General features: G+C 63.7%; 26 protein-coding genes. 12 read left to right on the top strand and 14 right to left on the bottom strand.

Annotation, left to right across the window (positions count from 1 at the left end; translation table 11 throughout):
- Nucleotides 1-9: 9 nt before the first annotated feature.
- Together queF and BA899_RS09615 are read right to left on the bottom strand one after the other, a co-directional pair.
- Nucleotides 10-474, bottom strand: a complete 465-nt coding sequence (gene queF, locus BA899_RS09620) for a preQ(1) synthase (protein WP_144348340.1) — start codon at nucleotides 472-474, stop codon at nucleotides 10-12.
- Between the two features lie 38 nt (nucleotides 475-512).
- Complete coding sequence (locus BA899_RS09615) at nucleotides 513-1145, bottom strand: LysE family translocator (protein WP_144348341.1); 633 nt, start codon at nucleotides 1143-1145, stop codon at nucleotides 513-515.
- 65 nt (nucleotides 1146-1210) lie between these two features.
- On the opposite strand from BA899_RS09615, the gene BA899_RS09610 reads away from it, so the two are divergent.
- On the top strand, nucleotides 1211-2248 hold the full coding sequence (locus BA899_RS09610; RefSeq protein ID WP_159300460.1) for a YeiH family protein: 1038 nt from the start codon (nucleotides 1211-1213) through the stop codon (nucleotides 2246-2248).
- Here the strand turns inward: BA899_RS09610 and BA899_RS09605 are convergent.
- Nucleotides 2230-3546: a glycerate kinase gene (locus BA899_RS09605; protein ID WP_235013353.1), complete on the bottom strand. Its 1317-nt coding sequence runs from the start codon at nucleotides 3544-3546 to the stop codon at nucleotides 2230-2232. The two genes, BA899_RS09610 and BA899_RS09605, sit on opposite strands and share 19 nt — an antisense overlap.
- A gap of 69 nt (nucleotides 3547-3615) precedes the next feature.
- Between BA899_RS09605 and BA899_RS09600 the strand changes: the two genes are divergently transcribed.
- Complete coding sequence (locus BA899_RS09600) at nucleotides 3616-3825, top strand: hypothetical protein (RefSeq protein WP_198515265.1); 210 nt, start codon at nucleotides 3616-3618, stop codon at nucleotides 3823-3825.
- Nucleotides 3826-3857: 32 nt separating this feature from the next.
- On the opposite strand, the gene BA899_RS09595 is transcribed toward BA899_RS09600, so the two are convergent.
- The 5 genes from BA899_RS09595 to BA899_RS09575 form a co-directional block, all read right to left on the bottom strand.
- Nucleotides 3858-4589, bottom strand: a complete 732-nt coding sequence (locus tag BA899_RS09595) for an SDR family NAD(P)-dependent oxidoreductase (protein ID WP_144348343.1) — start codon at nucleotides 4587-4589, stop codon at nucleotides 3858-3860.
- Nucleotides 4590-4599: 10 nt separating this feature from the next.
- Entirely contained in the window at nucleotides 4600-5739 is a 1140-nt protein-coding gene (gene msrB / locus BA899_RS10135; RefSeq protein WP_159300459.1) for a peptide-methionine (R)-S-oxide reductase MsrB, read from the bottom strand.
- Between the two features lie 98 nt (nucleotides 5740-5837).
- Nucleotides 5838-7568, bottom strand: coding sequence for a SulP family inorganic anion transporter (locus BA899_RS09585; protein WP_159300458.1), 1731 nt, complete (start codon nucleotides 7566-7568; stop codon nucleotides 5838-5840).
- On the bottom strand, nucleotides 7553-8710 hold the full coding sequence (locus BA899_RS09580; RefSeq protein ID WP_198515266.1) for a mandelate racemase/muconate lactonizing enzyme family protein: 1158 nt from the start codon (nucleotides 8708-8710) through the stop codon (nucleotides 7553-7555). Before BA899_RS09580 ends, BA899_RS09585 begins: the two co-directional genes overlap by 16 nt.
- Complete coding sequence (locus BA899_RS09575; protein ID WP_159300457.1) at nucleotides 8710-10158, bottom strand: aldehyde dehydrogenase; 1449 nt, start codon at nucleotides 10156-10158, stop codon at nucleotides 8710-8712. The genes BA899_RS09580 and BA899_RS09575 overlap by 1 nt, the downstream gene beginning before the upstream one ends.
- 89 nt (nucleotides 10159-10247) lie before the next feature.
- Between BA899_RS09575 and BA899_RS09570 the strand changes: the two genes are divergently transcribed.
- Entirely contained in the window at nucleotides 10248-11273 is a 1026-nt protein-coding gene (locus tag BA899_RS09570; RefSeq protein WP_144348347.1) for a LacI family DNA-binding transcriptional regulator, read from the top strand.
- 37 nt (nucleotides 11274-11310) lie between these two features.
- Here the strand turns inward: BA899_RS09570 and yihU are convergent, their stop codons facing one another.
- From yihU to BA899_RS09550, 4 genes are all read right to left on the bottom strand, one after another.
- The gene (gene yihU, locus BA899_RS09565) at nucleotides 11311-12201 is read right to left on the bottom strand and encodes a sulfolactaldehyde 3-reductase (protein WP_148122092.1); all 891 of its coding nucleotides are present in this window, start codon (nucleotides 12199-12201) and stop codon (nucleotides 11311-11313) included.
- Between the two features lie 68 nt (nucleotides 12202-12269).
- A complete protein-coding gene (locus tag BA899_RS09560) occupies nucleotides 12270-13283 on the bottom strand; it encodes an ABC transporter substrate-binding protein (RefSeq protein ID WP_148122093.1) in 1014 nt (337 codons plus the stop codon).
- A gap of 32 nt (nucleotides 13284-13315) precedes the next feature.
- Nucleotides 13316-14140: an ABC transporter ATP-binding protein gene (locus BA899_RS09555; protein WP_159300456.1), complete on the bottom strand. Its 825-nt coding sequence runs from the start codon at nucleotides 14138-14140 to the stop codon at nucleotides 13316-13318.
- 10 nt (nucleotides 14141-14150) lie between these two features.
- On the bottom strand, nucleotides 14151-14966 hold the full coding sequence (locus tag BA899_RS09550) for an ABC transporter permease (protein WP_144348351.1): 816 nt from the start codon (nucleotides 14964-14966) through the stop codon (nucleotides 14151-14153).
- A gap of 270 nt (nucleotides 14967-15236) precedes the next feature.
- Here BA899_RS09550 and BA899_RS09545 point away from each other — a divergent pair, with 270 nt between their 5' ends.
- Nucleotides 15237-15716 carry a DUF411 domain-containing protein gene (locus BA899_RS09545; RefSeq protein ID WP_148122094.1) on the top strand — a complete coding sequence of 160 codons (480 nt, stop codon included), beginning with the start codon at nucleotides 15237-15239 and terminating at the stop codon, nucleotides 15714-15716.
- Nucleotides 15717-15782: 66 nt separating this feature from the next.
- Nucleotides 15783-16844, top strand: coding sequence for an NAD(P)-dependent alcohol dehydrogenase (locus tag BA899_RS09540; protein WP_159300455.1), 1062 nt, complete (start codon nucleotides 15783-15785; stop codon nucleotides 16842-16844).
- A gap of 66 nt (nucleotides 16845-16910) precedes the next feature.
- On the opposite strand, the gene BA899_RS09535 is transcribed toward BA899_RS09540, so the two are convergent.
- Complete coding sequence (locus tag BA899_RS09535) at nucleotides 16911-17843, bottom strand: glycine betaine ABC transporter substrate-binding protein (protein WP_235013352.1); 933 nt, start codon at nucleotides 17841-17843, stop codon at nucleotides 16911-16913.
- 287 nt (nucleotides 17844-18130) lie between these two features.
- On the opposite strand from BA899_RS09535, the gene BA899_RS09530 reads away from it, so the two are divergent.
- Genes BA899_RS09530 through BA899_RS09515 form a run of 4 tightly spaced genes read left to right on the top strand, consistent with a single transcriptional unit; the run spans nucleotide 18131 to nucleotide 23000 of the window.
- Nucleotides 18131-20218, top strand: a complete 2088-nt coding sequence (locus BA899_RS09530) for a bifunctional diguanylate cyclase/phosphodiesterase (RefSeq protein WP_235013351.1) — start codon at nucleotides 18131-18133, stop codon at nucleotides 20216-20218.
- A 3-nt stretch (nucleotides 20219-20221) separates the two neighbouring features.
- Nucleotides 20222-21904 carry an ATPase domain-containing protein gene (locus BA899_RS09525; protein ID WP_235013350.1) on the top strand — a complete coding sequence of 561 codons (1683 nt, stop codon included), beginning with the start codon at nucleotides 20222-20224 and terminating at the stop codon, nucleotides 21902-21904.
- Entirely contained in the window at nucleotides 21894-22217 is a 324-nt protein-coding gene (locus BA899_RS09520) for a circadian clock KaiB family protein (protein ID WP_159300454.1), read from the top strand. The genes BA899_RS09525 and BA899_RS09520 overlap by 11 nt, the downstream gene beginning before the upstream one ends.
- A gap of 42 nt (nucleotides 22218-22259) precedes the next feature.
- Complete coding sequence (locus tag BA899_RS09515) at nucleotides 22260-23000, top strand: sulfite exporter TauE/SafE family protein (protein WP_198515267.1); 741 nt, start codon at nucleotides 22260-22262, stop codon at nucleotides 22998-23000.
- On the opposite strand, the gene BA899_RS09510 is transcribed toward BA899_RS09515, so the two are convergent.
- Nucleotides 23001-23306: a ribbon-helix-helix domain-containing protein gene (locus BA899_RS09510; RefSeq protein ID WP_110882686.1), complete on the bottom strand. Its 306-nt coding sequence runs from the start codon at nucleotides 23304-23306 to the stop codon at nucleotides 23001-23003.
- A 181-nt stretch (nucleotides 23307-23487) separates the two neighbouring features.
- Here BA899_RS09510 and BA899_RS09505 point away from each other — a divergent pair, with 181 nt between their 5' ends.
- From BA899_RS09505 to gloA, 3 genes are read left to right on the top strand one after another with little or no spacing between them, the layout of a single operon-like run.
- A complete protein-coding gene (locus BA899_RS09505) occupies nucleotides 23488-24039 on the top strand; it encodes a hypothetical protein (RefSeq protein WP_198515268.1) in 552 nt (183 codons plus the stop codon).
- 12 nt (nucleotides 24040-24051) lie between these two features.
- On the top strand, nucleotides 24052-25638 hold the full coding sequence (locus BA899_RS09500) for a GMC family oxidoreductase (RefSeq protein WP_148122097.1): 1587 nt from the start codon (nucleotides 24052-24054) through the stop codon (nucleotides 25636-25638).
- A gap of 18 nt (nucleotides 25639-25656) precedes the next feature.
- Complete coding sequence (gene gloA / locus BA899_RS09495; protein WP_159300453.1) at nucleotides 25657-26196, top strand: lactoylglutathione lyase; 540 nt, start codon at nucleotides 25657-25659, stop codon at nucleotides 26194-26196.
- Nucleotides 26197-26314 lie beyond the last annotated feature (118 nt).

Raw genomic sequence — 26314 nt, 5'->3', positions numbered from 1 at the left:
CCCTCCCTGCTAACCACGACCGCGGTAGCCTGCGACACCCTGCTCGGGGATCCAGACATCAACCGGCGGTTGCCCGGTCTGATAGAACACATCGATCGGCATACCGCCTCGCGGGTACCAATAACCACCAATCCGCAGCCAGACCGGTTCGAGAAGATCCGCGAGCCGCCGGGCAATGGTGACCGTGCAGTCTTCGTGGAAGGCGCCGTGGTTACGAAAGGCAAAAAGAAACAGCTTGAGGGATTTGCTCTCGATTAACCATTGCCCGGGGACATAGTCGATCACCAGGTGCGCGAAATCCGGTTGCCCCGTCATTGGGCACAACGACGTGAACTCCGGGGCGGTGAACCGCGCCAGGTAGTGCACGTCGGACTGCGGGTTCGGCACCCGCTCGAGTACCGCCTCCTCGGGGTTCGTTGGAATGGGCGACTGACTGCCAAGCTGTGAAAGGCCGGCGGTGGGATCCTCGCTCATGCTGGTCTCTGCTCCGCTGGGTTGTGTGAGGGGAATCGTCATTCATACAGCGAAGGCAGCCCGATGACCAGTCCCACCGCAATCAACAAAAGCCCCGCCACCTGGTTGACCCGCCTCAACGCCGCGGGCGACTGGATCAGGCGTCGCAACCGGTCGATGCCGACCGCGAAGATCATGTTGCCGAGAAACGGAATCACCATCGATGTGACCACGATCACACTGATGTCCAGTGCCGTTACCGTGCCAAGATCGAAAAAACCCGGCAGCAGCCCCAGATAGAACAGCACCGCCTTGGGGTTCCCCAGGATCGCCGCCAGCCCCGCACTGAAGCCTGGCCAGAAACCCGGACGCGTCAGTCGGCCATCGGCCTGAATGGCCCGGTCCGCGTGCCGGATCAGCTGCATGCCCATCGCGGCGAATAAAAGCGCCGCGACCCAGCGCAGTATCACCAGCGTTTCATCATGGGCCGACACAACCCAACTCAGGCCATGGATGGCCGCCAACGGCCAAAGCAGATCCCCCACCACCACGCCAAGGGCCAATGGCAGCGCAGCCGCGAATCCGCCCGAGAGCGTACGCGCCAGTAGCGCCAGCCACACCGGCCCCGGTGTCAGAAACAACACCAGCAGCGCCCCGGCGTAGAGGGTGAGATCCGCGATCCCGATCGTCATGCCGGTCGATGATACACACCGACTCCGCTATGCTGCGCCCCCATGAACGTCACCCGACACCCACTATGACGGGGCTTGCCCAAGCCGCCCGCCATCGACTCGCAGTGGGTCGCCGTGCCGCGCCCGGTGTCGGGATCAGTCTGGCGGTGGCCATGGTGGCGCTGTTCCTCGCCAACCACTACGGCGCACCGGTGATGTTGTTTGCCCTGCTGCTGGGGATGGCGCTGGGGTTTCTGCGCGAGCGCGAGCGTGTGGCGCCCGGCATCCGCCTGAGCACCCGAACGATTCTGCGGGTGGGCGTGGCGCTGCTCGGCGCCCGCCTGACGCTCACCGATCTCACTGCGCTGGGTCTGACACCAGTGCTGATCACACTGGCGACTGTCGCCGCCACCCTGCTTGTCGGTTTTGGGGTGGCGCGCGCACTGGGAATGGGCGGGCGTTTCGCTGTGCTATCCGCCGGAGCCGTGAGTATCTGTGGGGCCTCGGCGGCCCTCGCGATCGCCTCGACCCTACCGCGGGATGAGCGACTACACCTCGATACGGTTCTGGTGGTGGTCAGCGTCAGCACCCTGAGTACCGTCGCGCTGGTGATCTATCCCATCCTCGCGGCGCAACTGGGCATGGACGACGCCCAGGCGGGCGTGTTTCTAGGGGCCACGATCCATGATGTGGCCCAGGTTGTCGGTGCGGGTTTCAGTGTCTCTGAGACCTCGGGGGAAATCGCCACGGTCATCAAGCTTCTGCGCGTTGCCCTGTTACTTCCCCTGGTGCTGGGACTGGCACTGGTGTTGCGCGAGCGCGGTAACCGTCATCCCCCCGGGCAGCCACGAAAGCGCCCCGCCCCACCGATTCCCGGGTTTCTGCTGGGGTTCCTCGCCCTCGTGGGCATCAATAGCCTGGGTTGGCTGCCAGCGCCCTTGATGGCGGTGCTGGCGACCACTTCCACCGCCTGCCTCATTACCGCCGTGGCGGCGCTCGGCATCCAGAGCCAGATCGGCGAAATGCTCAAGCTTGGCTGGCGCCCGATCACGGTGATCGTGCTGCAGACCCTGTTCATGGGGGCAATGGGCGCGATGCTGGTCGGCTATTGGCTCCCCGCCTGAGCACGGGGCTCAGCAATAAGAATGGCGCGCAGGTCATTGACATTGGTGAGGGTGGGACCGGTCATCACCAGATCGCCCAGGGCGGCAAAAAAGCCGTAGGCATCATTGTCGGCGAGCCGATCCCGGGGGTTGACGCCCATCCGACGCGCGCGGGCGAGCGTATCCGGGGTGACGATCGCCCCGGCATTGTCCTCGCTGCCATCAATGCCGTCACTGTCGCCGGCCAGGGCATAGACCGTTTCGGCTCCCTCAAGGGCAATGGCAAGCCCGAGCAGGAACTCGAGATTTCGCCCGCCCCGACCGTCACCCCGCACGGTCACCGAGGTCTCGCCGCCGGACAGCAGCACACAGGGCGGCGCGGCGGGTTGATGATGACGGGCGACCTGTCGGGCAATGCCGGCCATGACGCGACCCACCTCACGCGCCTCGCCTTCGATGGCATCGCCGAGAATGATGGGCCTGATGCCCTGCGAGCGAGCGTATTCCGCCATGGCCTCCAGTGATGTCTGCGAGCGGGCCACAATGATGTTCTCCACAGCATCGAGCCGCGGATCACCGGGTTTGGGCGTTTCCTGCCCGGATGACTCAAGGTGATGGCGCACGGCCGTGGGTGGATCGATCCCAAATCGATCCAGAATCGCTCGGGCATCGCCAAAACTGGTCGGATCTGCGACCGTCGGACCCGAGGCAATCGTCGCCGGATCATCGCCGGCGACATCCGAGATCATCAGGGTGGTCACGCGGGCGGGCCAGGCCGCGACGGCGAGTTGCCCGCCTTTGACGGCCGACAGATGCTTCCTGACGCAGTTGATATCGGCGATGTCAGCACCCGACCTGAGGAGCGCTGACGATACTGCCTGCTGATCCGCCATTGTCAGACCGTCGGCCGGCAAGGTGAGCAGCGCAGAGCCGCCGCCGGAGAGCAGACACAGCAGCTGATCCCCCTCCCCCAATTCATGGGCGATGTCGACCATCCGTTGAGCGGCCTCACGGCCGGCTGCATCCGGTAGCGGATGGGATGCCTCGATGCACTCGATGCTCTCGAGCATCGCCCCATGGCCATAACGGGTGACAACCAGTCCTTGCGGCGCCGGCACGTCCGGTGGCCACGCCTTCTCCAGCGCCTGCGCCATTGCCGCGGCGGCCTTCCCCGCACCGATGACCCGGGTCCGCCCGTCTTTACTGATCGGCGGAAAATGCGGCGCAACCACGCGGGCTGGATGCGCGGCAGCCACACCCGCATCAAATAGACGACGGAGCGCATCCATCGGATGGCTGATCTCAGGCCCATTGATCATCCGGGTCTACGCTCTCATGCTTGTATCGAGTGAATCCTACAAGGTCACCGGTCTCAGGAGTAAACCGCAATGAAGCAATGGATCATCATTTTCATGATGTTATTGGGTAGCTGGAGCGGCAGCGCGCTTGCACAGTCCAGTTACGGGTCGGGCGTCATGCATGGCCCTGGACCGGGAATGATGACGGGAATGATGATCATCCCCATCGTCATCAGTCTTCTGATCATCGTCGTTCTGGTGCTTTTGATCCTCGCGCTTATCAAATACCTGCGTCAGTAATCGGATCGCCGCCGGGGCCGATGCGCATGATGCTACTGCCCCCTGGCACGCAACGCGCCCCGACCGCCATCGACCGGGAACACCTGACCGGTGATCCAGCTGGCGTCGGTGCCCAGCAGGAATGCCGCCATCGCGGCGGAGTCGTCGGCGACGCCGACGCGTTTGAGCGGATGACTGGCCGCGAGCGCCTCGGCCATCTTCTCGTTGGACAGCAGCGAATCGGCGATTTCAGTCTGGCTGATGCTGGGCGCAATGCAGTTCACCCGGACCGAGGGCGCCAGATCGGCCGCCAGCGACCGGGCCAGGGCCTCGACGCCGCCTTTAGCCGCGGCAATCACGGCATGGTTGCCAAAGCCCTGTCCGGCCGCCACCGTCGAGAACATCACGACGCTGCCCCGCGCCTTCTGCAGTGCCGGTGCGGCGGCCTGCACCGCGATTGCCGCTCCCACGGTGTTCAGCCGGTAGCAGTCAAGCAGGTCTTTCTCGGTCAGGTTCTTGAGGGGCTTGAGGACGATATTGCCGACACAGTAAGCCAGTCCGGCAAGCCCTTCATCGGACTGCGCGCTTTGGACCGCCGCCTTGATCGAATCGGTATCCAGCACATCGCAGGCGACCACGTCGGCCCCGAGGGCCTGCGCCAGCGGCAGGATGGTCTGCGGATCACGCGCCGAGAGCACGAGCGGCTGACCCGCGGCGGCCAGGCGGCGGGCGAGTGCTTCGCCGATCCCGCCGCGGGCACCCATTATAAGCGTCGGTGCGGTCATTGATTACGTCCTATTCAACTTCGCTGATCAGTGAGCCATAGCCCGCCGCTTCCATCTCCTCCAGCGGGATGAACTCAAGCGCGGCGGAGTTCATGCAGTAGCGCAGACCCGTTGGTTCCGGGCCGTCGGTAAAGACATGGCCCAGATGCGAATCGGCATGCTGACTGCGGATCTCAGTCCTTGTCATGAACAGGCTGTTGTCCTCGCGTTCAACCACCGCGTCCTCGCGGATGGGTTGCGTAAAGCTCGGCCAGCCGGTGTCAGAGCGGTACTTGTCACGCGACGAGAAAAGCGGCTCGCCCGAGACCACATCCACATAGATGCCGGGGCGCTTCTCGTCGTAATACGGATTGTCATAGGCGGGCTCAGTGCCGTCTTCCTGGGTCACGTAATACTGCTCATCGGTCAGACGCGACTGCAGGAGCGCTTCAGGGGGCTTTTCGAAGGTCGCCGGATCGAACGCTTCCACCGATGGAGAACCTGACTGGCGCTGCGGCTCATACTCGGAGAAATCCACTGACTGATCATCGCCCCAGATCTCTTCGATGAACTGATAACGCCCGGAATTGAATGTATAGAGCCGGTAGCGCACCGGCTTTTCCTTGTAGTAGTCCTGATGACGGGCCTCGGCCTCGTAGAACGCGTCAAACGGGACTACTTCGATTCTGACCGGCTCGTCATAGCGGCCGGAGGCCTCGAGCGCCTCAATTGACGCCTCGGCGGCGCGTTTCTGGGCCTCATCATGGTAAAAGATCGCCGGGCGATACTGCTTGCCACGATCAACGTACTGGCCATTGATGTCGGTCGGGTCCGCCGTCCGCCACAGGCCTTCGAGCAGACCTTCGTAGGTGATTCTGGTGGGGTCGTAGTAAACCTGCACCGCCTCGGTGTGATCCGTACGGCCGCCGGAGACTTCCTCGTAGGTGGGATCCTGCACCTCGCCGCCGCTGTAGCCGGAAACGGCCTCGACCACGCCGGGCACGTTCTTCTCGTAGTACGCCTCAACGCACCAGAAGCATCCGCCCGCGAGTGTCGCGACGGCCAGGTCCGGATCATCCGGGGCAAAGCCCGAGTCACTGGTCTGGGCACTGGCCACTGCCGCCAGCCCCAGACCGATAGAAGTAGCAATGCTCAGTGAAAAGGCTCTCATGGCTTCCCTTGTCGTCCCGCCGGTGAAGGCAATGGGTGAGTATCCTATACGACATCGCGGAACCCGATGAATTCACGGCGCGGCCCGCCGGATGGGCGTCAGCGCAGCAGCCGGCAGATGTCGGCGCCCTCGCGCTGGCAGGCATCACACAGCGGCGCAGTCTCAAATACCGCGGCAATGGCATCTCCGGCCCGACTGAACAGGTTCTGCTCGCCAATCCGGCTGCTCAGCACCGGATGGCGTAACAACCGGAGGGCGTCGTCCTTGAACCCGCAAAGCCATAGCCCACCCCCGCGATCGCGCATGCGCTCGGTTTCCTGGGCCAGCATTTCGGCGGCGGCCAGATCGACCCGCTCGATCGCGCTGCCTTCAATGATGACATGAGAATAGCCGCGGTCGCAGGCCGCCCACAGGCCCTCGCGCACGTGGTCCAGCGATCCGAAGAACAGCGGACCATCAACCCGCAGGATCAGCACTTGCGGGCACTCCGCCAGTCCGCGTTTGTGGGCGTTCCGCAGCGGTCGCCCGGGCCGATCGGTCATGGGCACGACGCTGACCAGGCGGGGTCGGGCGCTGTGCTTGAGAAACAGGAGCAGAGACAGGAAAACGCCCACGTAAATGGCAAACTCGAGTCCCAGGAACAATGTGGCGAGCACCGTCACCGCAAGAATCGTGGTCTCCTCGCGGCTCGCCCGGACGATGTCGCGCAGGCGATGCCAGTCGATCAGGTTCCACGCAATCACGAACACCACCGCGGCCATCGCCGGCATGGGCAGATACCCGGTGACATCCGGGAACCAGACAATCACCGCCAGCACGAACCCGGCTGCAAAAATACCGGCAATCGGTGTTCTCGCGCCGGCGTCGTAGTTGGCGCCGGTACGAGTGAACGACCCCGAAGCCGCATAGCACGAGAACAGACTGCCGAGGAGATTGGAGAGGCCCTGGCCGATGAACTCCTGACTCCCGTCGATGCGCTGGTGCGACCGCATACCCACGGCCTTGGCAATCGCCACCGCCTCGATCAGTGCAATCATGGCGACGGCCAACGCGCCGGATGCCAGCTCAGGCATGCGCTCGAAGGCGATGAGATCGAACGACGGGGGTGGCAGCGCCCCGGGGGTCGCACCAACCATCTGCACGCCCGCGGCGGCGCCGCCTGAGAGCGCACCGACCCCCGTACCCACCGCCATGGCGCTGAGCAGGACCGGCCAGCGCGGGCGATAGGCGCGAACCAGCAGCGCCGTGGCAAGCGTGACACCACCGATGATCACGGCCTGCGGCTCGGTCGCCGGCAGCGCGCCACTGATCGCCCGCAGGCGATCGACCAGTCCATAGCCAGCCTCCAGGCGGATGCCCAGAAAGTGATGGACCTGACTGACCGCAATCACCACGGCCGCTCCGGCGGTAAACCCCACCACCACCGTGTGCGGGATGAAGTTGACCAGCGTTCCCACCCGGGCGATCCCCAGCATCAGCTGGATCACACCGACCATGAAGGTCAACGTCAGCACGTATGAGAGAAACGCCGGATGCTCGGGCGGGACGATGCCACTGACCACGCTGAACACCACAATGGAGATCGCCGCAGTCGGCCCTGACACGAGGTGATGCGATGAGCCGAACAGCCCGGCAATGACCGGCGGGATGATCGCGGTATAAAGCCCGTACTGGGCTGGAAGGCCGGCGATGAGGGCATACGCCACCCCCTGGGGCAGGACAATGATCGCACCGGTCAGCCCGGCGCGCAGGTCGGCAAGCATCTGTCGGCGTCCGAGGCCGGGCCAGGCGCCGATGAAGGGCAGCAGTCGGATCAGGCGGTCAGGCATAGCGTCTCCCAGTCACGCAACGCCGCCCCATCGGGCACCACTCCAAGACCGGGGCCCGATGGCAGTTCCATGGCGCCGTTGGCAATACCCGGGAAGGGTGTCGCCAGCTGCTCGCGCAGCGGGTTGGGGTTGCAATCAACCTCAAGCCGGCCGTCTCCGCCCACGGCTGCCAGGGCATGCGCCGATGCGATCAGGCCAATGCCACCGCCCAGATAGTGCGGGCAGTAACGCCGTCCGGCCTCAAGCACCCGCCGGGCGATGGGCAAGCACGCACTGAACCCGCCCCACTTGGCCAGATCCGGTTGGATCACCGATAGCAATCCGGCTTCCGCCGCCGCGTCGAACCCCGCGACCGAGGCCAGATTTTCGCCACCGGCCAGCGGGATGGCGGAGCACGCGGCCAGCGCCCGCCAGTCAGCCACCGGGGTGTCCACCGGCATGGGCTCCTCAAGCCATTCAAGACCGCTGCCCCGCAGATCGGCCACCATCGCCCGGGCTTCCGGAAGTGACCAGGCCTGATTGGCATCGGCCATCAGATGTTCCTGATCGCCGCGCTCGGCGAGCAGCGCCGCGATCGTGCGTCGGTCCTGACCGGCCTCAAACCCGATCTTGACCTTGAAGGCATCAAAGCCCGACGCCCGGGCCCGCTGCAGGGTGGTGACCGCGCCGTGCGGATTGATGCCGCTGGCATAGACCGGTATCCGGGAGGCGACCGGTCCACCGGCGAGGACCTCGCCAAGCGGGCGGCCCTGACGGCGAGCGGCCAGATCCCAGAGCGCGATATCAACACCGGCCAGGACCTGATCAAGCGGCCCGAACTCACGCGTTTGCAGCGCGAGTACACGGGTCGCCTGCACCAGAAACCGCTGTGCGGCGGACGGATCATCGAAGGATCGGCCGACCAGCTGCGGCGCGACCACTTCGGCGGCCAGACGGGCCCGGTGCTCGGCCCCGCAGACCGGGTAGTTGCACCAGATTTCGCCCCAGCCGGAGGCCCCCTCGTGATCGGTCACCCCAACCAGTACACTAGGCCGATCGGTCATGGTCCCGAATGAGGTCCGCACGGGTTCTTCAATGGGCGCCCGCAGGACATGCAGGGCCACCTGCTCGATCCGCCCTGTGGTCAGCGCCTGCATGCCCATCAGATGCCGCCGGGCGACTGCAGGTACGCCGAATGCTCGGTGGTGTAGAAGTTGACCGCCGACGGACCCACCGAGTAAGCGCCCACGCCTGAGTGGCGAATGCCGCCAAACGGCATGTGATCATCAGGGATCGTGCCGTGATTGACGTGCAGCATGCCGTTCTGGCTTTCGTCGAGAAACCGCTGGATCAGCGCCGAATCGTTGGAGAAAAGCGACGAGGTCAGCCCGAAGTCGACATCATTGAGCAAGCGCATGGCCGTATCGAATTCCGTATAACGCATGACGCTGATGACCGGGCCGAAGACTTCTTCGCGGGCGATCTCCATGGACGGTTCCACGTCGCGCAGGACGGTCGCCGGGTAGAAAAAACCATCGGGGGCACTGTCAACCTGGATCGCCCTGCCACCGGCCACTACGTGGGCACCCGCCTCGACGGCGCGCTCGACAAAGCCGCTGACCCGTTGGAACTGATCCTGATTGATGAGCGGGCCCAGCGTCGTCGCCGGATCGATCCCCGCACCGACCACCTGGGCCTTCGCGCGCGCCCTGAGGCCATCGATCACCGCGTCATGCAGGGCGTCGGCGACGATCACACGACTGATGGCAGTGCAGCGCTGCCCGGCGCATTGGCAAGCCGCGCCAAAAACCTGGTCGAGGCAGCGCTCGAGATCGTCAGTGTCATTGATGACGACCGCGTTTTTGCCGCCCAGCTCGAGCGACAGTTCGGCAAGATTCTGCGCGGCTGCGGCATAGATCCTGCGGCCGGTTTCCACGGATCCGGTAAACGTCACGCCATCCACCGCGGCATCGCTGACCAGCGCCGCGCCTACCTCGCCGCCGCCATGGACGATCTGCAGCGCCCCGGCGGGCAGAAATTCCTCCGCCGCCTCGGCGATCAGACAGGCCGGTGCGGGCGTCAGCTCAGAGGGCTTGAGAATAATGGCATTGCCGTGGGCAAGCGCCGGCGCGATCTTGCGCATGGGCGTGAGGATCGGGAAGTTCCAGGGGGTGATGGCGGCGATGACGCCGCGCGGCCGACGCAGCACCATGTTGCGGCAATCGGGCTTCTGCGCGGGCATGACCGCGCTATGGCCGCGGACCGCCTCGCCGGCCATGAACCGCGCCTCGCGCAGCGACTTGCCGGTTTCACCACGGGATTCGGCAATGGGTTTTCCCTGCTCGAGCGTGACCGCACGGGCAATGTCCTCGGTGCGTGCCTCAACGGCATCCAGCAGTGCGACGACACGACGGCTCCGCTCGGCCGGCGGCAACGCCGCCCACTCGGCCTGCCCGCGGCGGGCGGCATCCATGGCGGTGCGCAGCCCGGCGGTAGAAGTCGGAGAATAGCGACCCACGCAGGTCCCGGGCGCACTTGGGTCAACCGTTTCAAACACCTCGCCGGTGCCGGGCTGCCACTCGCCGTTAATGAACGATCCAAAGGTATACATCAGCTGGACTCCTGTTGATTTCCAAGTATAGGGTTGAAAGCGCTAACATCGCGCTGGCAAAAAAAGGGCTGTCAGGGAAGCGCCGCGTCATGGACCAACACTCGCCCGTTCGCATGGAGGATGTCGCCCGGGTGGCCGGCGTATCGGCCATCACCGTCTCGCGGGTCATTCACCATCCCGACAAAGTCGCCGACACCACCCGCGAGCGGGTCCTCGCGGCAATCGAGACCACGGGCTATGTGCCCAATCGGGTCGCCGGCAGCCTGGCATCCAACCAGACCCGTATCATCGGCGCCCTCGTACCCACCGTGACCAACTCGATCTTTGCCGACACCATCGACGGGTTGACCGACGAACTTGGCGCCCAGGGCTACCAGCTGTTGCTGGGCGCAACCGGTTATTCCCTCGGCGAAGAGACCCGGCTGATCAATGCCATCCTGGCTCAGCGCCCCGCCGGCATTGTCGTCACCGGCCTGCAGCACGAACCGGCCGCAGAAACCCTGCTCCGCGCGGCTCGGATCCCGGTGGTCGAGACCTGGAACGTCGACGGTCGGCCGATTGACATGGCTGTCGGGTTTTCCAACTTCAACGCCTGCCACGCGATGGTCGAGCGTCTCGTGGCGCGAGGGGCACGCTGCATCGGTTATGTCGGTGCCCCGACGCTCGCCAACGACCGTGCCGCCCAGCGCGTTGCCGGTTACCGGGCGGCGGTGACGGCACTGGGACTGGAAGCCTCGGACTCGCTGATCTACGAAGGTAAGTTCTCGTTTGCCGCCGGGGCGGGTCGGCTTCGCGACCTGCTGGCCAGCCGGCCGGATGTCGATGCGGTGTTCTTCGGCAACGATATCCTCGCCCTGGGCGCGCTTTTCGAGTGTCAGCGTCAGGGCATCCGCGTGCCGGCGGATCTGGCGATCGCGGGCTTTGACGATGTGGAGCTGGCCGCCAGTGTCGCCCCGGCGCTGACCACCGTGCGCATTCACCGCTATGAAATCGGCCGCCAGGCCGCACACAAGATCCTCGAGAGGTTGCAGGGCGATACGACGCCACCCGCCCTGAGCGATCTGGGGTTCGAGATCATCGAGCGCGAGACCACGCCCGATGGAGGCGCTGACTGACCGGCCCCACGCGTCGTTACCGTGATGAGGGAAGCTTCTAGCGCTCATCACCCATCGCCGTTTCGCGCAGCGCTGCATACACCGCCGTCCAGTCCTCGGCTCCGCGCCCGTGCCGGCGCGCCAGTCCGTAGGTCTGATGGGCGACTGCACCGAGCCACGCGGGTGCGTCCAGCTCACCGGCCATGGCCAGTGCCAGGCCCATGTCCTTGTGCGCCAGATCAACCATGAAACCGGGCGTCAGATCGCCCTTGAGGACTTTGGCGGGATAGGTCGTTCCCATGTGCCCCTGACCGGCAACCGTGCCAAGCATTACGCTGCGCGCCTGTTCCGGATCGAGACCCGCACTTTCCGCCATGACCAGAGCTTCGGCGGTCAGCGCATTGAGGGCGATGGACATGTAGTTGTTGACCAGCTTCATCTTCTGGCCGGCCCCTGTCGGACCGCAGTGGACAATGGTGTCGCCAAGAGGCTCGAGGAACGCCCTGGCCCGGTCGACGTCGCCTGCCTCGCCACCGACCATGATCAACAGTTTGCCGTCGATGGCATGCTGCGACGACCTTCCAACCGGAGCGTCAACAACGCAGACACCAGCGGCCCGGAGCCGGTGTGCGAACCGCTCGCAATGACTCGGCAGAATGGTGCTCATGTCGATGTAGAGAGTACCCTCCCGCATCGCGGTCGCCGCACCCTGGTCACCGAAAAGTGCCGACTCCACATGCTCACCCCGGGGCAGCATGGTGATCACACAGTCGGCCTCCGAGGCCGCAGCGGCCGCATTGGCGGCCACTTCGGCGCCGTCCTTTTCAAGACCCGCAACCAGTCGCGAGTCTAGATCGAATACGCGGACCCGATGGCCGGCCCGCAGAAGATTGCGGGCCATGGGCCCACCCATGGTTCCGACACCAATAAAACCGACGCTCGCGCCCATTTTTTTCTCCTTGAAAAACCGCGAAATTGAACCCGCCACCCCTGCCGATGAGAGGTGGCGGGGCGTGCTCAACCCGCGATGTTGATGTAGTGCTGCGGATGGAAGTACTCGCTGGCGCGGCGGGGATTGCTGATGCCTCCCTGCTCGACGAAGAAGTCGGTCACCTGGTCAAGCCATTCAGTGACGGTGCCGTCTTCATACCGCGTGAGCCACTGGTCGCGTGAGAACACCCGCTGGGCCTGATACTGGGCCTGCAATTGGTCGAGGCTGACATTCGGGTAGTAGTTGGCCTGGAGAATACCGAGTGCCTCTTCGGGGTTATTGACCAGCATCTCGTTGGCCGGCAGCCAGCCGCGGATGATCTTGTCGATAACCTCGGGATTCTCCTGATAGAAGTCACCGCGTGCGGCCCAGCCACCCACGATGGCGGCTTCGGGGTAGTACGCCGAGGCGTCCACCAGCATTTTTGCCGACGGCCGCTGCTCGGCCACCTGCACGTTAAAGGGCACCCAGAGCGCCACCGCCGGCACGGCGCCGGAGATGAACGAGGTGACCGCGTCGCTCATGCGCTGATTGACCAGCTCAACGTCCCGGTCGGGATCGAGTCCCGCCTCAACCAGGGCACGATGCAGGAACACATGCGCGGTGGTACCCGTGGTGGTGGAGATCTGCTTGCCCTTGAGGTCAGCGATCTCATTGATGCCCGACTCGGGATCGGCCCACAGCTGGGCGGTCCCCTCCTCGACGTTGTTGATCAGAAATGCCTCGCCCTGACCGCGCGCTGGGAAGTTTGAGATCACTGCACCGGTCGCGAGCACATCAAGGCTCCCACCGACCAGCGCCTGGAACAGTTCGAGCCCCGTGGTGAACTGGATGTACTCCATGTTCAGGCCCTGTTCGGCCCACGTTCCCATGTGGTCGGCGAGCCAGATATGGCCGTCCACCGCCAGGGTATGCAGGTAGCCAACCCGTACCGTCTGCCCGCTCTGGGCAAACAGGCTGGGTACGCCGCCCATGGCATACAGACCGGCACCCGCGCCGATCCCCTTCATGAAGTTTCTGCGACTGCTGGAATAGCTCATTTCTCTCTCCTCTTGCGGTAATGAGGCGTTTTCTACGCCTGTCCTGTTGTTTGTTTCTGCCGCGCCTGACTTTCCTGCGCGGCGTACTCCTGCATCACCAGTTCGCGGACCTCGCTTCGCAGATCAGCAAAGGCGGCGGAGTCGCGCAGCTCGGCCGTGCGTGGAAACCCGAACGGCACCTCGATGATGCGGCGGATGCGCGACGGGCGTGCGCTGATGACAAGGATCCGGGAGGACAGATACAGCGCCTCCTCCACCGAATGGGTGATGAGCATCACGGTCTTGCGGACCTCGCCCATCACATTCAGCAGCAGGTCCTGCATTGCGGTCCGGGTCTGAGCATCGAGCGCGCCGAACGGCTCATCCATCAAAAGGAACTCCGGGTTGACCGCATAGGAACGCGCCAGGGCAAGTCGCTGACGCATCCCCCCGGAGAGTGTCTTCGGATAGGCTCGGCGGAATTCGCTGAGCCCCATGAGCTCAATGAAATGGTCGACGATCTCCCTGCGCCGGGCATCGCTGACGCGATTGGCGCGAAGGCGCAGACCGAAGGCAATGTTGTCCTCGACACTCAGCCATGGAAAAACGCCATAGTCCTGGAACATCATGCCGCGTTCCGAACCGGGCCCCTGAATGGGCTGACCGTCCAGCAGCACCGAGCCGGTGGTTGGCTGCATGAACCCCGCTACCATGTTGAGCATGGTGGTTTTCCCGCAGCCTGATGGTCCGACCAGCGAGACGAACTCGCCATCCCCGACACCAAAGGAGACATCCTCGGCAACCTGGATCGAGCCATTGTCGGTGTCGAATACCTTGCCGACGTTCTCGAAACGGATTCTTTCGTTGTACTGACTCATTCCGGCCCCCTCAGTCATTGCGTTCCTGCCAGACAAGCGCACGGCGGGTGAGTCGCCGCAGGGCGACGTCCATGGCCAGCGCGATAAACCCGATGCAGATGATCCCCATGTAGATGGTGTCGAGCTGGAAATACGCGGACGCATCCTGGATCACCGCACCAAGTCCCTGCTGAGCGGCGACCAGCTCGGCGGCCACCAGGGTTGCCCACGCCACACCCAGCGCCACGCGGAGTGCTGTCAGGGCATGCGGCACGGCCAGGGGAATAATCACCTTGCGGAATATTTCGAAATCACTCGCCCCGAGGGTCTGGGCGACCCGGATATACAGCGGTGAAATCTGACTGATCCCCTCGTACATCACGATGACGCTGGCAAAGAACGCCGCGTAGAACAGGATGATCACTTTGGCGGATTCGCCGATCCCGAAGTAAACGATGACCAGAGGGATCAGCGCGATCGGTGGGAGGGCGCGGAAAAAGTTGATCAATGGGTCCATGAACGACCGCAGGCCCTTGTACCAGCCCAGCAGGAAACCGACAGGCACGGCACAGGCGGTGCCAAGCATCACTCCAAGAAAAACGCGCTGGGTCGACATGTACATGTCCAGTGCCAGATCGCCCCCGATCAGCATGTCCCAGAGCCGCGTGGCGACCTGCACCGGCGTCGGAATCAGTGAGGCCTCGAAAAAGCCGGAGTAGCGAACGCCATACCAGAGCGCGAGAATCAGCGCCCAGGGCCCCAGAAAATGGGCGATGCGACGTGCAGTCGCTCCAAGGCGGCCGAATGGCCGTCGGGACGGGCGGGGCGTGGACGATTCAGCGCCCATAGTGATCTCCTCCAGTTGTCTTTCATGCTTTCTGCATTTTTTTATCAGGTCGCAATGTTAGCGCTAACAACCGTCCGATCCGGACCGGCGCATTACGCATTGTCCACGATCACGGTGCGTTGCCGTGATGCTGCGACCTCAGGCTCTCGGACCTGATGTTAGCGCAAACATGGCAGCAGTGATCACACCCTGTCAATACGCCAATCCCGGTAATGCGCGATGAACCCACATTGGTTATACTCGGAGGCGTAAAACAACGGAGGCCATTAGATGTTCAGTTCCCGATCGCTCTCTCATCTGGCTGTTGCCCTCGGATTCGTCGCGCTCAGCCCCGTCGCCATGGCCACCGACTCCATCATCAAGGTCGCCAAGACACCAACCTGCGGCTGCTGCTCGGCCTGGATCGAGCATCTTGAAGCCAACGGGTTCGAGGTAACCGTCCACGACGTCAGCCATCGCCAGTTAAACGCCATCAAGGTCGACCTGGACATCACTCCGGCGCAAGCCTCATGCCATACCGCCATGGTTGATGGCTATTTCATCGAGGGCCATGTCCACGCCCGTGAGATCCGTTCTCTGCTGGCGAGTCAGCCAGAGGCGAACGGACTGACCGTCCCGGGCATGCCAGTGGGATCGCCGGGAATGGAAATGGGCGAGCACCAGGACGAGTATTCAACACTGCTCGTTGAAGATGACGGCAGTACCCGAACCTATCGACAACATGCGACACCCCCCGAGCGCTCCGAGTGATGGAACGATTCCGGGACGAGGGCGTCCAGATGGGGACTTATTCACCATACCATCAGGGGGCTCAGTATGACGCCAGCGAAAGCCTACGGCGCTCAATCGGATCAATCCGGACTCGCACCGCTCAATATCGAACGTCGTGAGCTTCGGCCCGACGACGTCGCCATTCAGATCGACTACTGTGGCGTTTGCCACACCGACATTCATTTCGTTCAGAACGACTGGGGAATGACGCAGTATCCGCTGGTCCCGGGCCACGAGATCGTCGGTCGGGTCTCCGCTGTCGGTGACCAGGTCACCGGGTTCCGTCCCGGCGATGTCGTGGGTGTCGGCTGCATGGTGGATGCCTGCCGCGAGTGTGAGCCCTGCCAGCATGGCCTGGAGCAGTACTGCCTCGAAGGACCGACGCTGACCTACAACGGCCAGGATCGGCGTGACGGGTCCATTACCTTTGGCGGTTATTCAGAGTCGGTGGTGGTCAGCGACCGGTTCGTCGTGCGTGTGCCTGAGGCGCTGGATCCGGCGGCCGCGGCGCCGTTGCTCTGCGCGGGAATCACCACCTACTCGCCCCTGCGTCACTACGGCGTCCAGGCGGGTTACAAGGTCGGTGTGATTGGCATGGGCGGCCTTGGCCACATGGGCATCAAGTTTGCCCGCGCCATCGGCGCTGAGGTGACGGTCTTCACCCGCAGCGAGGCCAAGGTCAGCGAGGCACGGGCCCAGGGGGCCCATCACGTGGTCGTCTCCTCGGACGAGGAGCAGATGCAGGCCGCGGCGGGTTATTTCGATTACATGCTCGATACCGTGCCCGTCCAGCACGACCTCAACCCCTATCTCTCGGCGTTGAAGTATGACGGCACGCATATTCTGGTCGGGCTGATCGAGCCCATCGAGCCACCGGTCCACGGCGGCAGCCTGATCTTCGGCCGGCGGGTACTGGCGGGATCGCTGATCGGCGGGATGCCGGAGACTCAGGAAGTCCTCGACTTCTGCGCGGATCACGACATTGCCTGCGATGTTGAGATGCTTGACATCCGCAACATCAATGAAGCCTACGAGCGGGTGAAAAAGGGCGACGTCAAGTACCGCTTCGTCATCGACATGGAGACGCTGCGCAACACGGCGGATTGATAAAAAAGGCGCCGGGACGTCATCGCCCCGGCGCCTTTTAACTTCAGATCCTGAGCGGCTCAGGCGTTAGAACATGTCCTGCACGTTGGCGCGGGCATCGTCGCTGAGCCAGTCCATCCACACGTCGGTGTTGTTCTGCAGGAACTGCACGACCGCTTCATCGACAGTGGCATCGTTGTTCGCATGCCACGCCAGCAGGCCGTTCATGGTGTCGTTCTCGAACGTCATGTTCTGCATGAGTTCGAAAGCCTCCGGCTCGCTCTCGGCAAGATCGGTGGTCACCACGTTGAACACCGGTGCGGCCGGCCAGCCTGTCTTGCCGACTTCGTTGCACTCGGTGTCCTGGTTGCACTCGTAGGCCTCCTGGTTCACCGGGCCCATATCGACACTGACCATGTCGTACTGACCCAGCGGCGCGGTCGGTCCCCAGTAGTAGCCGAAGTACGGTTCTTCGTTTTCAGCCGCCGACACCAGTGCCGCCTGCAGGGTCTCGCCCGAGCCGTGGTTGAAGACCTCGATGCCATGGTCCTCGAGCTCAAAGGCTTGGACCAGCGAGTCATTCGCGATCCGGCAGCCCCAGCCATCCGGGCAGTTATGGAATCGGGCACCAACCAGCTCCGGGTTATTCAGAATACCCTCAATGGTGGCGAGCTCCGGGTGCTCCTCAACCAGAAAGCCCGGCACCAGCCAGTGCTCGGTAGCACCTTCGCTGAAGGCATCCGATGCCTTGACGACTTTGCCCTGCTCGGCCAGGTCGTAGTATGCCGGGGCGCCGTTCGGCCAGAACTCCGGCACGATGTCCGGCTCGTTGTTCTCGGCCAGCGATGTGATGGCCGTGGTGGTGGCCGATGGCACGACCGTCACATCACAGCCATAACCCTGGGTCAGCAGAAACTCGGTGACACCGGTGATGATGCCGCCCGAGGTCCAGTTCATCTCGGCCACCGAGATCTCGCCGCATTCGGCGTTCGCGGCCATGGGGGCCAGCGCGCCGGTCAATGCCAAAGCGTATAGGGAACGCTTATTCATACATATGCTCCTTTTTCCTTGCGTTTGACCATTCCGTCTCCGGGGTTCAACTCATGGACTGGCGCCTGCGCAGCAGAAGGGACGGAGTACATGCGGTCTAGCGGGAGGAAATTCGCCCGATCAGGCGTCCAGCCTTGTTTAACCATAGACCAATTTTTTTGATCCGTACAACCCGCCGAACCGACAACTTTGCGAGCCAACGCCCGGCAAGGCATCCTGCCGGGGCAATCCAGCGACAGGGACGATTGAACCAGCCAATGACCGACATCGATGGTCGCGGCGACACCATGCCCGATGAACAAAGCCTCGACGCGCTATTGAACGCGAGCGATAACGCCTGCGCCATCATTGATCGGCATTACCGGTATGTCTGGGCCAACACCGCCTATCAGCGGCTGCACCTGGGCGCGCCCAGTGATCTATCGGGGCGGTACGTTCAGGATGTGCTCGGCGGGGCGTTCGAGCGCGTGGATCGCTGGCGACTGGATCGGTGCCTGGCGGGCGAGCCACAGTGCTATCGCACCGAGCGGCATAGCCCGGCACTCGGCTGGCGCACCCTGGAAGTTCGCCATCACCCGCTGAATGCCCCGGCGGCGGTGGTCTCTCAGGTGGGCGTGGTCATTGCGGATATCACCCAGAGTCGGCAGAACGACCACGAAATCCACAAACTCATGCAGGTGGCCCATCTCAACCCGGCCCCTATCGCGATCACCGACGCCCAAGGGGGCATCGAATATGTCAATCCGGCGTTTGAACACAACTCCGGCTATCGTCGCGATGAGCTCCTCGGCGACACCCTGACCTGCATCAAAAGCGGCAATACCCCTGACGCGGTCAATCGCGAGATCTGGGAAACCGTCGAGGCGGGCGGGATATGGACCGGCGAGCTCGAGAGCCGACGCAAGGATGGCGAGCCTTACCGGGAGTACACACTGATCGCGCCCCTCGAAAACGAGGATCGGGCAATCGCCAATTACATCGCCATCAAACAGGACACGACGGCCCTGCGAGCCACCGAGAAGCGCCTTGAGCGCGCAGCGCTGGAAGATCCATTGACAGGGCTGCCCACCCGCACCGGCTTCAGTGAAGCGCTGCAGGAGCAGCTTGATGGGCAGGGCTGGCCGGATAATGGCGTCATCGCCATGGTCGACATCATCAGCCTTCGAGACATCAACGATGCCTATGGCTACGAAGGCGGTGACCGGTTGTTGATCCAGTTCAGCCAGCGGCTGCGCTCGCTTGCCGGTGAGCACGGTCTCAGCGGACGCATCGGCGGTGATGAGTGCACGCTGTATCTGCCGCTGGCGCCGGATAGATCAACGGTGAGTCAGCTCGAGCAGCTCGTCGAGGCGCTCTCCCGACCTTTCGATCTTAATGGCGTCGCCATTCGGCTTGCCATTCGTCTTGGCTACAGTCATCTCGGCCAAACTCCCCGCCCTGCCGAGACCCTGCTCCAGGAGGCTGAGCGGGCACTCTTCCGCCATCGTACCGAATCGACGCTGCCGTGGGTCGCCTACAGCGAGGCGCTGGAGGCCGAAACGCAGGCGCGGGTCGGCCTGACACAGGCCCTGCGACGCGCGCTTGAGAACGATGAGTTTGAAGTCCATTTCCAGCCCAAGGTCGACATGGCCACCGGGCGTGTCATCGCCGCCGAAGCACTGCTTCGCTGGAACCACCCGACCCGCGGGCTGGTCTCGCCCGGCGTGTTCATCCCCATCGCCGAGCAGAGTCAGCTCATCGGACCGATCGGTGAATGGACACTGCGACGCGCCTGCCAGCATCTGAAGGCCTGGAGCGACGCCGGACTGGATCTGGTGCGCGTCGCGGTCAACGTCTCTTTGATTCAGTTTCGCTCGGGCCACTTTCCCGACCAGGTCCGGCGCATCCTCGATGAGTCGGGAATTGAACCACAACAGCTTTCACTCGAGATCACGGAGAGCGTATTCGCCAGCGAATCCACCCTGCTTCTGGAGCAGTTACGCGCCCTGCGGGCAATGAATGTGCGCCTGTCACTGGATGACTTCGGCACCGGCTACTCATCCCTGCTCTATCTGCAGCACTACCCTTTCGACGAGATCAAGATTGACCAGGGGTTTGTCGCCGACCTGATGCAGAAGAATTTCAACCGCAACCTGATCGATGCCGTCAGGCGGCTTGCCCAGGCCCTTGATGCCGAAATCATCGCCGAAGGCATTGAGGCCGCTGACGTCCGCGATGAGCTATTGGCGATGGGCATTCAGTTTGGCCAGGGCTTTTATTACAGTATGCCCCTGGAGGCCGAGGACTTCCGCTGGTTGCTCGAGCGTCGCAGTCACCTTCCTCTGACACGCGAACGAACGGAGTAGATCGTGGAAAAACGCACCACGGGGATCATCGATCTCGATCGGGTGACCCAGGGCGGACTGCCCGCCGGGCAGACAACGCTGGTGCTGGGTGAGGCCGCTGCCGGCAAGACCGTGCTGGCCCTACAGGTCCTTGCCCGGGCCATTGAGCAAGGTGGCGCCGGGGTGTTCGTCTCGTTCGAGGAATCCCCCGCCCAGATCCGGCAGGATGCCGCTTCCTTCAATTGGGGCGAGAGCCTGATTGAGGCCGACTCGCTGGTAGTAATCGATGCCCGCCCGCGCCTGAGCGCGGAGACGGCCGGCGAGTTTGATCTCGAGGGGCTGCTGTCGATCGTGACGGCGACAAGTCGCCAGAAAGGCGCCGCCTGGATCGTGTTCGATGGCATCGACCAGCTGCTCCGCCACCAGGTCGGGCATAACGCCGCCATCAATCAGATCCGACGCGTCGACGAGGCCTGCGCCGAAAATGGCTGGACGCTGCTCCTGACCGGAAAAACCCGGCACGACGGGACCGAGCCGTTCCATCTCGAGGGAATCGAGTTTCTGCTCTCCGCGACGGTCATGCTCTCCGCCCGCATCGTCGACCAGCAGCTCAACCGCTCATTGCGCATCGCCAAATTCCGCGGGTCCGCCCATGTCACCGACGAGCTGCCGATGCTCATCGACGATGACGGGATTGCCTTGCCGTATCACTACGGCAATGAGAACGACAACATCGAAGCGAGTAACGAGCGGCTGAGCCTGGGCGTTGAGCGGCTCGACGCACTGCTCGGTGGCGGCATCTACCGCGGCTCGAGCCTGCTCATCTCGGGACGGCCGGGGACCGCCAAAAGCACCCTCGCCGCCAGGTTCGCGGAGACCGCCGTCGCGCGCGGCCAGAAAACGCTCTATATCAGCTTTGATGAGCTCGAAGGCCCCTATGTCCGCAACCTCCGATCGGTGGGGATCAACCTGCGCGATCCGATTGAAGCCGGGCAGGTGCGCTTTAAGACCTTATCGGCGTATGCGGCGCGAGTGACCGAGCATTTCCTCGTGATCCGGCGCCTGCTGGATGACTTCGAACCGGATTGCCTGGTGATCGACCCCATCTCCGCGCTGCTCAAGGCGAGTGCCACGGAGGGCGCCGAAATGGCCACCGAACGGCTGATCGACATGGTCCGACGCCGCGGCATCACAACCCTTCTCACCTCGCTGACCGGGGTGCGCGACCCGGAAGGGGAAGCCACCCAGGGGCAGATCTCGACACTCGCCGACAGCTGGATCGTGCTCGACTACAACGTCCGCGGCGGTGAGCGGAATCGGTCGCTGTCGATCGTCAAATCCCGCGGGTCTGGACATTCCAACCAGCAGCGCGAGCTGCTGCTGAGCAGCGATGGTATTGATCTCGCCGACGTCTACGAAGACGGCGGCGAGGTGCTGATGGGTACCGCCCGGGTCGAAAGGGCTCAGCAGGACGAGGCGCGCGCCCGGCGCGCGCAGCTGGAGTGGAAGCAGCGTCGCAACGACCTCGAGCGGCGCATCGCTCAGGCCGAAAAGGAGCGTGAGCGCCTTGCCCAGACACTCGAGCTGGAAGCCGAAGAGTACAATGAGGTCACACGGCTTGATGAACAGTGGCGAAACCGGATCCGCCATCGACGCGATCCGGCGACCCGGGATCCGGAACACAGGGATGGTTTCGATGACAACTGAGACGACCACGCAGCATGCGTCGACGCCAGCGCTGATCCTATTCGTGACCGGCGACGCGCCACGGAGCCGCCGGGCGCGGGCAAACCTCGCGAGCATGCTCGAGCGACTGGGTCGAAGTGATCTGTCGCCCCAGGAAATCGATCTTCTGGATCAACCGCAGGCGGGCCTCAGCTACGCCGTCTTTGCGACGCCTTCGCTGCTGAAGCGCGAACGTGAGCGCGATGGCGCGCTACTCTACGGTGATCTGTCGGATTCCGATCGGCTTGAGCGGTTTCTGGCCGATCTGCTGGTGCACGAAGCTGAACCGGGCTAGCGCGGCGACGCCGCGGCTCCAGCCGCCCGGGCGGCTGCGCTGATGGACCTGCTCATCGTGGTGGCAGCCGCCCTGTGCGGCGGCGTCATCAACGCCCTGGCGGGTGGCGGCAGCTTCCTGACCCTGCCCGCGCTGGTGTTCACCGGGGTCCCGCCGGTCATGGCCAATGCAACCGGCACCACGACGCTGCTGCCCGGATACCTGGCCAGTGTCTGGGGCTCCCGCGACCTGATCCGCGCGCCCCATGGCATGACACTACTCGCCGTGATTGCCCTGGGCGCTCTGGGCGGGAGCCTGGGGGCAAGCCTTCTGCTGCTGACCTCCAATGATGCCTTCAGTGCCATCGTACCGTGGCTGCTTTTATTCGCCACCGGCCTGTTCGCGCTGGGCCCGCGCATCCATCGCGCCCTGTCGACTCGTTTCAGCCACCGCCACAGCCTGCCGGGACGCCTCAGCGTGCTGGCCGTGAGCATTTATGGCGGTTACTTTGCCGGTGGCATGGGGATCGTGATGCTGGCTGCCTTCCGTCTGCTGGGGGTGGACGACCTGAACCTCGCCAACGCCCTCAAAAACCTGCTATCCGCAGTCCTGACGGTGATCGCGGTGACCGTCTATGCCATCGGTGGCGCCATCGCCTGGGGCGAAGTCCTGCCCATGGCCATCGCCGCGAGCATCGGCGGGATGGCCGGGGCAAAAATCGGACGCCGGCTGCCCCCGGCGGTCCTGCGCGCCGGGATTGTCGCCGTGGGCGCGCTTACCACCGTGGTGTTCTTTGTGGACTGATCACCGGCTCCCGACCACCGCACCCATCGATGCGGCGTCTTCGGGGATCTGGCGCTCCAGATAGCGGGCGCAGCAGACCCGCAGCAACGAAGCGAGGTTTCTTACCTCGCCCTGGCGGGCCAGCACCTCATCATGAATCTCGGTGATGAACTGCGGCACACTCAGGTGCTGCTCGGCACTGAGCTTTTCCAGGATCCACCAGAACTCGTTCTCAAGCCGAATACTGGTGACAAACCCACTGAGCCGAACCGAGCGGGTACTGGAGTCGTACCGCTCGTGTGGCGTCGACGCGTACACCTCACACATCACTCTCTCCTCGCTGGCTATCCAGTATTTTTTTAGTTTGTAGTAGCACGCTACTACCCCATGAGCAATCGCGCATCACACAATCGACTCAAGCGCTTCACAGAAAGGCGCCAGTCACGGGGCAGATGCCCCGTGCGCCATGCTCATTCAGGAGGAGAAGCCAACCATGTTGGATCAGTCCATGAATCGTCGCCGCTTTCTCAAGGGGAGTGGCTCGACGCTGATGGGCACGCTGGCGATGACCAGCATGCCCATCGCCATCCTTGCCCCGTCCCGGTCCTGGGCCCTCGAGCTCCAGCAGCTCGACGCCCACCAGGGCGAGGTACTACTCACGCTCACCCGTCACATCTTTCCTCATCCAACGCTCGAGGATGCGGTCTACGCCCTTGTGGTCAAAGACCTGGACGCCGAAGCGGCCGCCAACCCCAGCACGGCCGACACCATGCGCTCGGGCATCGCCGCACTGGACAACCGCGCCGGTGGCGACTGGCTGGCCCTGGATGACGAGCAGCAGGGCATGCATGTCCGTGCCATTGCCGGGTCCGACCTGTTCCGCAAGGTCCAGTCCACCGCCGTCGTATCGCTCTACAACAACGAAATGGCGTTCCGCCACTTTGGCTATGGCGGCGAGCGCGGCGATGCCGGATACCTGTCACGTGGCTTCAATGACCTGACATGGCTGCCCGACCTGCCAGCCAGCGCGAGCGGCCCCGTCCCCGGGATGAACGGCTGAGGAGATTGAACGATGGAAAATTACGATAACCAGACCACCTTCGCCCACGATGACGACAACGTCGTGGTGATCATCGGATCGGGTGCCGGTGGCGGCACACTCGCCAACGAACTCGCCCAGAAAGGCATTGACGCCGTTGTCCTCGAGGCCGGGAAACTGCATACCCGCGGCGAATTCATTGCCGATGAGTGGGCCTCGTTCGGGCAGCTCGCCTGGCTCGATAACCGCACCACCAGCGGCACATGGCGCGTCGCCCGCGACTTTCCCAATCTGCCCTCCTGGATCGTCAAGGCGGTCGGCGGCAGTACCGTCCACTGGGCCGGCGCAAGCCTGCGCTTTCAGCCCCATGAGTTTCGTGCGGCCAGCGAGTATGGCGACATCCCGGGAGCCAACCTGCTGGACTGGCCCATCGACTACGACGATCTGGCCCCCTATTACGACCGGGCCGAGGACAAGATGGGCGTCACCCGCACCAACGGCATTCCGGGTCTGCCCGGCAACAACAATTTCAAGGTCATGCACGCCGGGGCCACCGCCATCGGCTACAAGAATTGTCATACCGGCAATATGGCCATCAACAGCGAGCCGCGGGATGGCCGGGCGAGCTGCGTTCAGCGCGGGTTCTGCTTCCAGGGCTGCACGACTGGCGCGAAGTGGTCGACCCTGTACACCGAAATCCCGCGGGCACTGGCGACGGGTCATGTCGAGCTGCGACCCGAATCTCAGGTGGCGGCCATTGAGCATGACGACCGCGGGCGTGTGAACGCCGTGGTGTACTTTGACGCCGAGGGCCTCGAACAGCGCCAGCGCGCCCGGGCGGTCGCCGTGGCCGGCAATTCCATCGAGACTCCGCGCATGCTGCTCAACTCGGCATCCAGTCAGTTCCCCGACGGGCTCGCGAACTCGTCCGGTCAGGTGGGCCGCAACTACATGCGGCATATGACCGGCTCGGTCTATGCAAGCTTTGACGAACCGGTGCACATGTACCGCGGCACCACCATGGCTGGCATTGTCCAGGACGAGGCCCACCATGATCCGTCGCGGGGCTTTGCCGGGGGCTACGAGATCGAGACCGTCTCACTCGGTCTGCCCTTCATGGCGGCGTTCTTCGACCCGGGCGCCTGGGGCCGGGATTTCACCGAGGCCATGGATCAGTATGCCCATATGGCCGGGATGTGGCTGGTTGGTGAGGATATGCCGCAACAGCGCAATCGGGTCACCCTGAATACCGACGTCAAGGATGCCTACGGACTGCCGGTACCCAACGTGCATTACGATGACCATCCCAACGACGTCGCCATGCGCCAGCATGCCTTCCAGCAGGGGACCGCGATCTACGAAGCAGCGGGCGCCAATAAGGCGTATCGCACGCCGCCCTACCCGTCGACCCACAACCTGGGCACCTGCCGCATGAGCACCCATGCCCGTGACGGCGTCTGCAACGGGTATGGCCAGACCCACGATATCGATAACCTGTTCATCTCCGACGGCAGTCAGTTCACGACCAGTGCCGCCGAAAACCCGACGCTGACCATTGTCAGCCTGGCGATCCGGCAGGCCGATTACATTGCCCGGCAGATGGCGGATCGTGCGATCTAGCAACAAGGAGTGACCGCAATGCCCTTTACCAGCGAGCAGTACCCCGGCGTGGTCGAGTCACGCCCCGAAGCGACCCGGGGGTTCGCGCTCAATCACAGCATGATGCGCATCAAGGATCCCGAGCGCTCACTGGCGTTCTACACCGGCGTGGTCGGGATGCGCGTGCTCAGGCGGCTGGACTTCGAGGAACTCAACTTCTCGTTGTATTTCCTCGACTGCCCCACTGAGGGGCAGTCCACGCCGCCGTCCGATGTGGGCGAGCGGACCGTATGGACCTTTTCACAGCGCGGTCTGCTCGAGCTCACCCACAACTGGGGCAGCGAGGATGATCCCGACCTGCAGTTCCACGACGGCAACTCCGAGCCGCAGGGCTTTGGGCATATCTGCGTCTCGGTGCCCGATTTGGACGCCGCCGAACGGTGGTTCGATGACAACGGGGTCGAGTTCATCAAGCGACCCGATCAGGGCAAGCTGACGGATGTGGCCTTCATCCGTGACCCGGACGGGTACTGGATCGAGATCGTCGAACCGGCCCGCCTGAGCGATCTGGGGCGCTGACGCCAGGCCCCCTTTACGCCCCCGTGTTCTTTTGGAGCCGGGGGCTCACTCATCTGATCGGCACGGCGCTCCACAGGGTGCGCACGCACCACTGTCGAGCTGGGAATAGCTCGTGGTC

This window comes from Spiribacter sp. SSL99 (assembly GCF_009805925.1).
GTDB classification, from domain to species: domain Bacteria; phylum Pseudomonadota; class Gammaproteobacteria; order Nitrococcales; family Nitrococcaceae; genus Spiribacter; species Spiribacter roseus.
This window is presented reverse-complemented; position numbering and strand designations above follow the sequence as displayed.

Excerpts from the sequence above, each read along its gene's own strand:
- BA899_RS09570 (WP_144348347.1), top strand. The coding sequence starts at position 10,248 with ATGGACCAACACTCGCCCGTTCGCATGGAGGATGTCGCCCGGGTGGCC.
- msrB (WP_159300459.1), bottom strand. The coding sequence starts at position 5,739 with ATGAGAGCCTTTTCACTGAGCATTGCTACTTCTATCGGTCTGGGGCTG.
- BA899_RS09520 (WP_159300454.1), top strand. The coding sequence starts at position 21,894 with ATGACAACTGAGACGACCACGCAGCATGCGTCGACGCCAGCGCTGATC.
- BA899_RS09510 (WP_110882686.1), bottom strand. The coding sequence starts at position 23,306 with ATGTGTGAGGTGTACGCGTCGACGCCACACGAGCGGTACGACTCCAGT.
- BA899_RS09515 (WP_198515267.1), top strand. The coding sequence starts at position 22,260 with ATGGACCTGCTCATCGTGGTGGCAGCCGCCCTGTGCGGCGGCGTCATC.
- BA899_RS09530 (WP_235013351.1), top strand. The coding sequence starts at position 18,131 with ATGACCGACATCGATGGTCGCGGCGACACCATGCCCGATGAACAAAGC.
- BA899_RS09560 (WP_148122093.1), bottom strand. The coding sequence starts at position 13,283 with ATGAGCTATTCCAGCAGTCGCAGAAACTTCATGAAGGGGATCGGCGCG.
- BA899_RS09555 (WP_159300456.1), bottom strand. The coding sequence starts at position 14,140 with ATGAGTCAGTACAACGAAAGAATCCGTTTCGAGAACGTCGGCAAGGTA.
- BA899_RS09615 (WP_144348341.1), bottom strand. The coding sequence starts at position 1,145 with ATGACGATCGGGATCGCGGATCTCACCCTCTACGCCGGGGCGCTGCTG.
- BA899_RS09545 (WP_148122094.1), top strand. The coding sequence starts at position 15,237 with ATGTTCAGTTCCCGATCGCTCTCTCATCTGGCTGTTGCCCTCGGATTC.
- queF (WP_144348340.1), bottom strand. The coding sequence starts at position 474 with ATGAGCGAGGATCCCACCGCCGGCCTTTCACAGCTTGGCAGTCAGTCG.
- BA899_RS09500 (WP_148122097.1), top strand. The coding sequence starts at position 24,052 with ATGGAAAATTACGATAACCAGACCACCTTCGCCCACGATGACGACAAC.
- BA899_RS09505 (WP_198515268.1), top strand. The coding sequence starts at position 23,488 with ATGAATCGTCGCCGCTTTCTCAAGGGGAGTGGCTCGACGCTGATGGGC.
- BA899_RS09585 (WP_159300458.1), bottom strand. The coding sequence starts at position 7,568 with ATGCCTGACCGCCTGATCCGACTGCTGCCCTTCATCGGCGCCTGGCCC.
- BA899_RS09605 (WP_235013353.1), bottom strand. The coding sequence starts at position 3,546 with ATGATCAATGGGCCTGAGATCAGCCATCCGATGGATGCGCTCCGTCGT.
- yihU (WP_148122092.1), bottom strand. The coding sequence starts at position 12,201 with ATGGGCGCGAGCGTCGGTTTTATTGGTGTCGGAACCATGGGTGGGCCC.
- BA899_RS09580 (WP_198515266.1), bottom strand. The coding sequence starts at position 8,710 with ATGGGCATGCAGGCGCTGACCACAGGGCGGATCGAGCAGGTGGCCCTG.
- BA899_RS09550 (WP_144348351.1), bottom strand. The coding sequence starts at position 14,966 with ATGGGCGCTGAATCGTCCACGCCCCGCCCGTCCCGACGGCCATTCGGC.
- BA899_RS09610 (WP_159300460.1), top strand. The coding sequence starts at position 1,211 with ATGACGGGGCTTGCCCAAGCCGCCCGCCATCGACTCGCAGTGGGTCGC.
- BA899_RS09595 (WP_144348343.1), bottom strand. The coding sequence starts at position 4,589 with ATGACCGCACCGACGCTTATAATGGGTGCCCGCGGCGGGATCGGCGAA.
- BA899_RS09600 (WP_198515265.1), top strand. The coding sequence starts at position 3,616 with ATGAAGCAATGGATCATCATTTTCATGATGTTATTGGGTAGCTGGAGC.
- BA899_RS09575 (WP_159300457.1), bottom strand. The coding sequence starts at position 10,158 with ATGTATACCTTTGGATCGTTCATTAACGGCGAGTGGCAGCCCGGCACC.
- BA899_RS09540 (WP_159300455.1), top strand. The coding sequence starts at position 15,783 with ATGACGCCAGCGAAAGCCTACGGCGCTCAATCGGATCAATCCGGACTC.
- gloA (WP_159300453.1), top strand. The coding sequence starts at position 25,657 with ATGCCCTTTACCAGCGAGCAGTACCCCGGCGTGGTCGAGTCACGCCCC.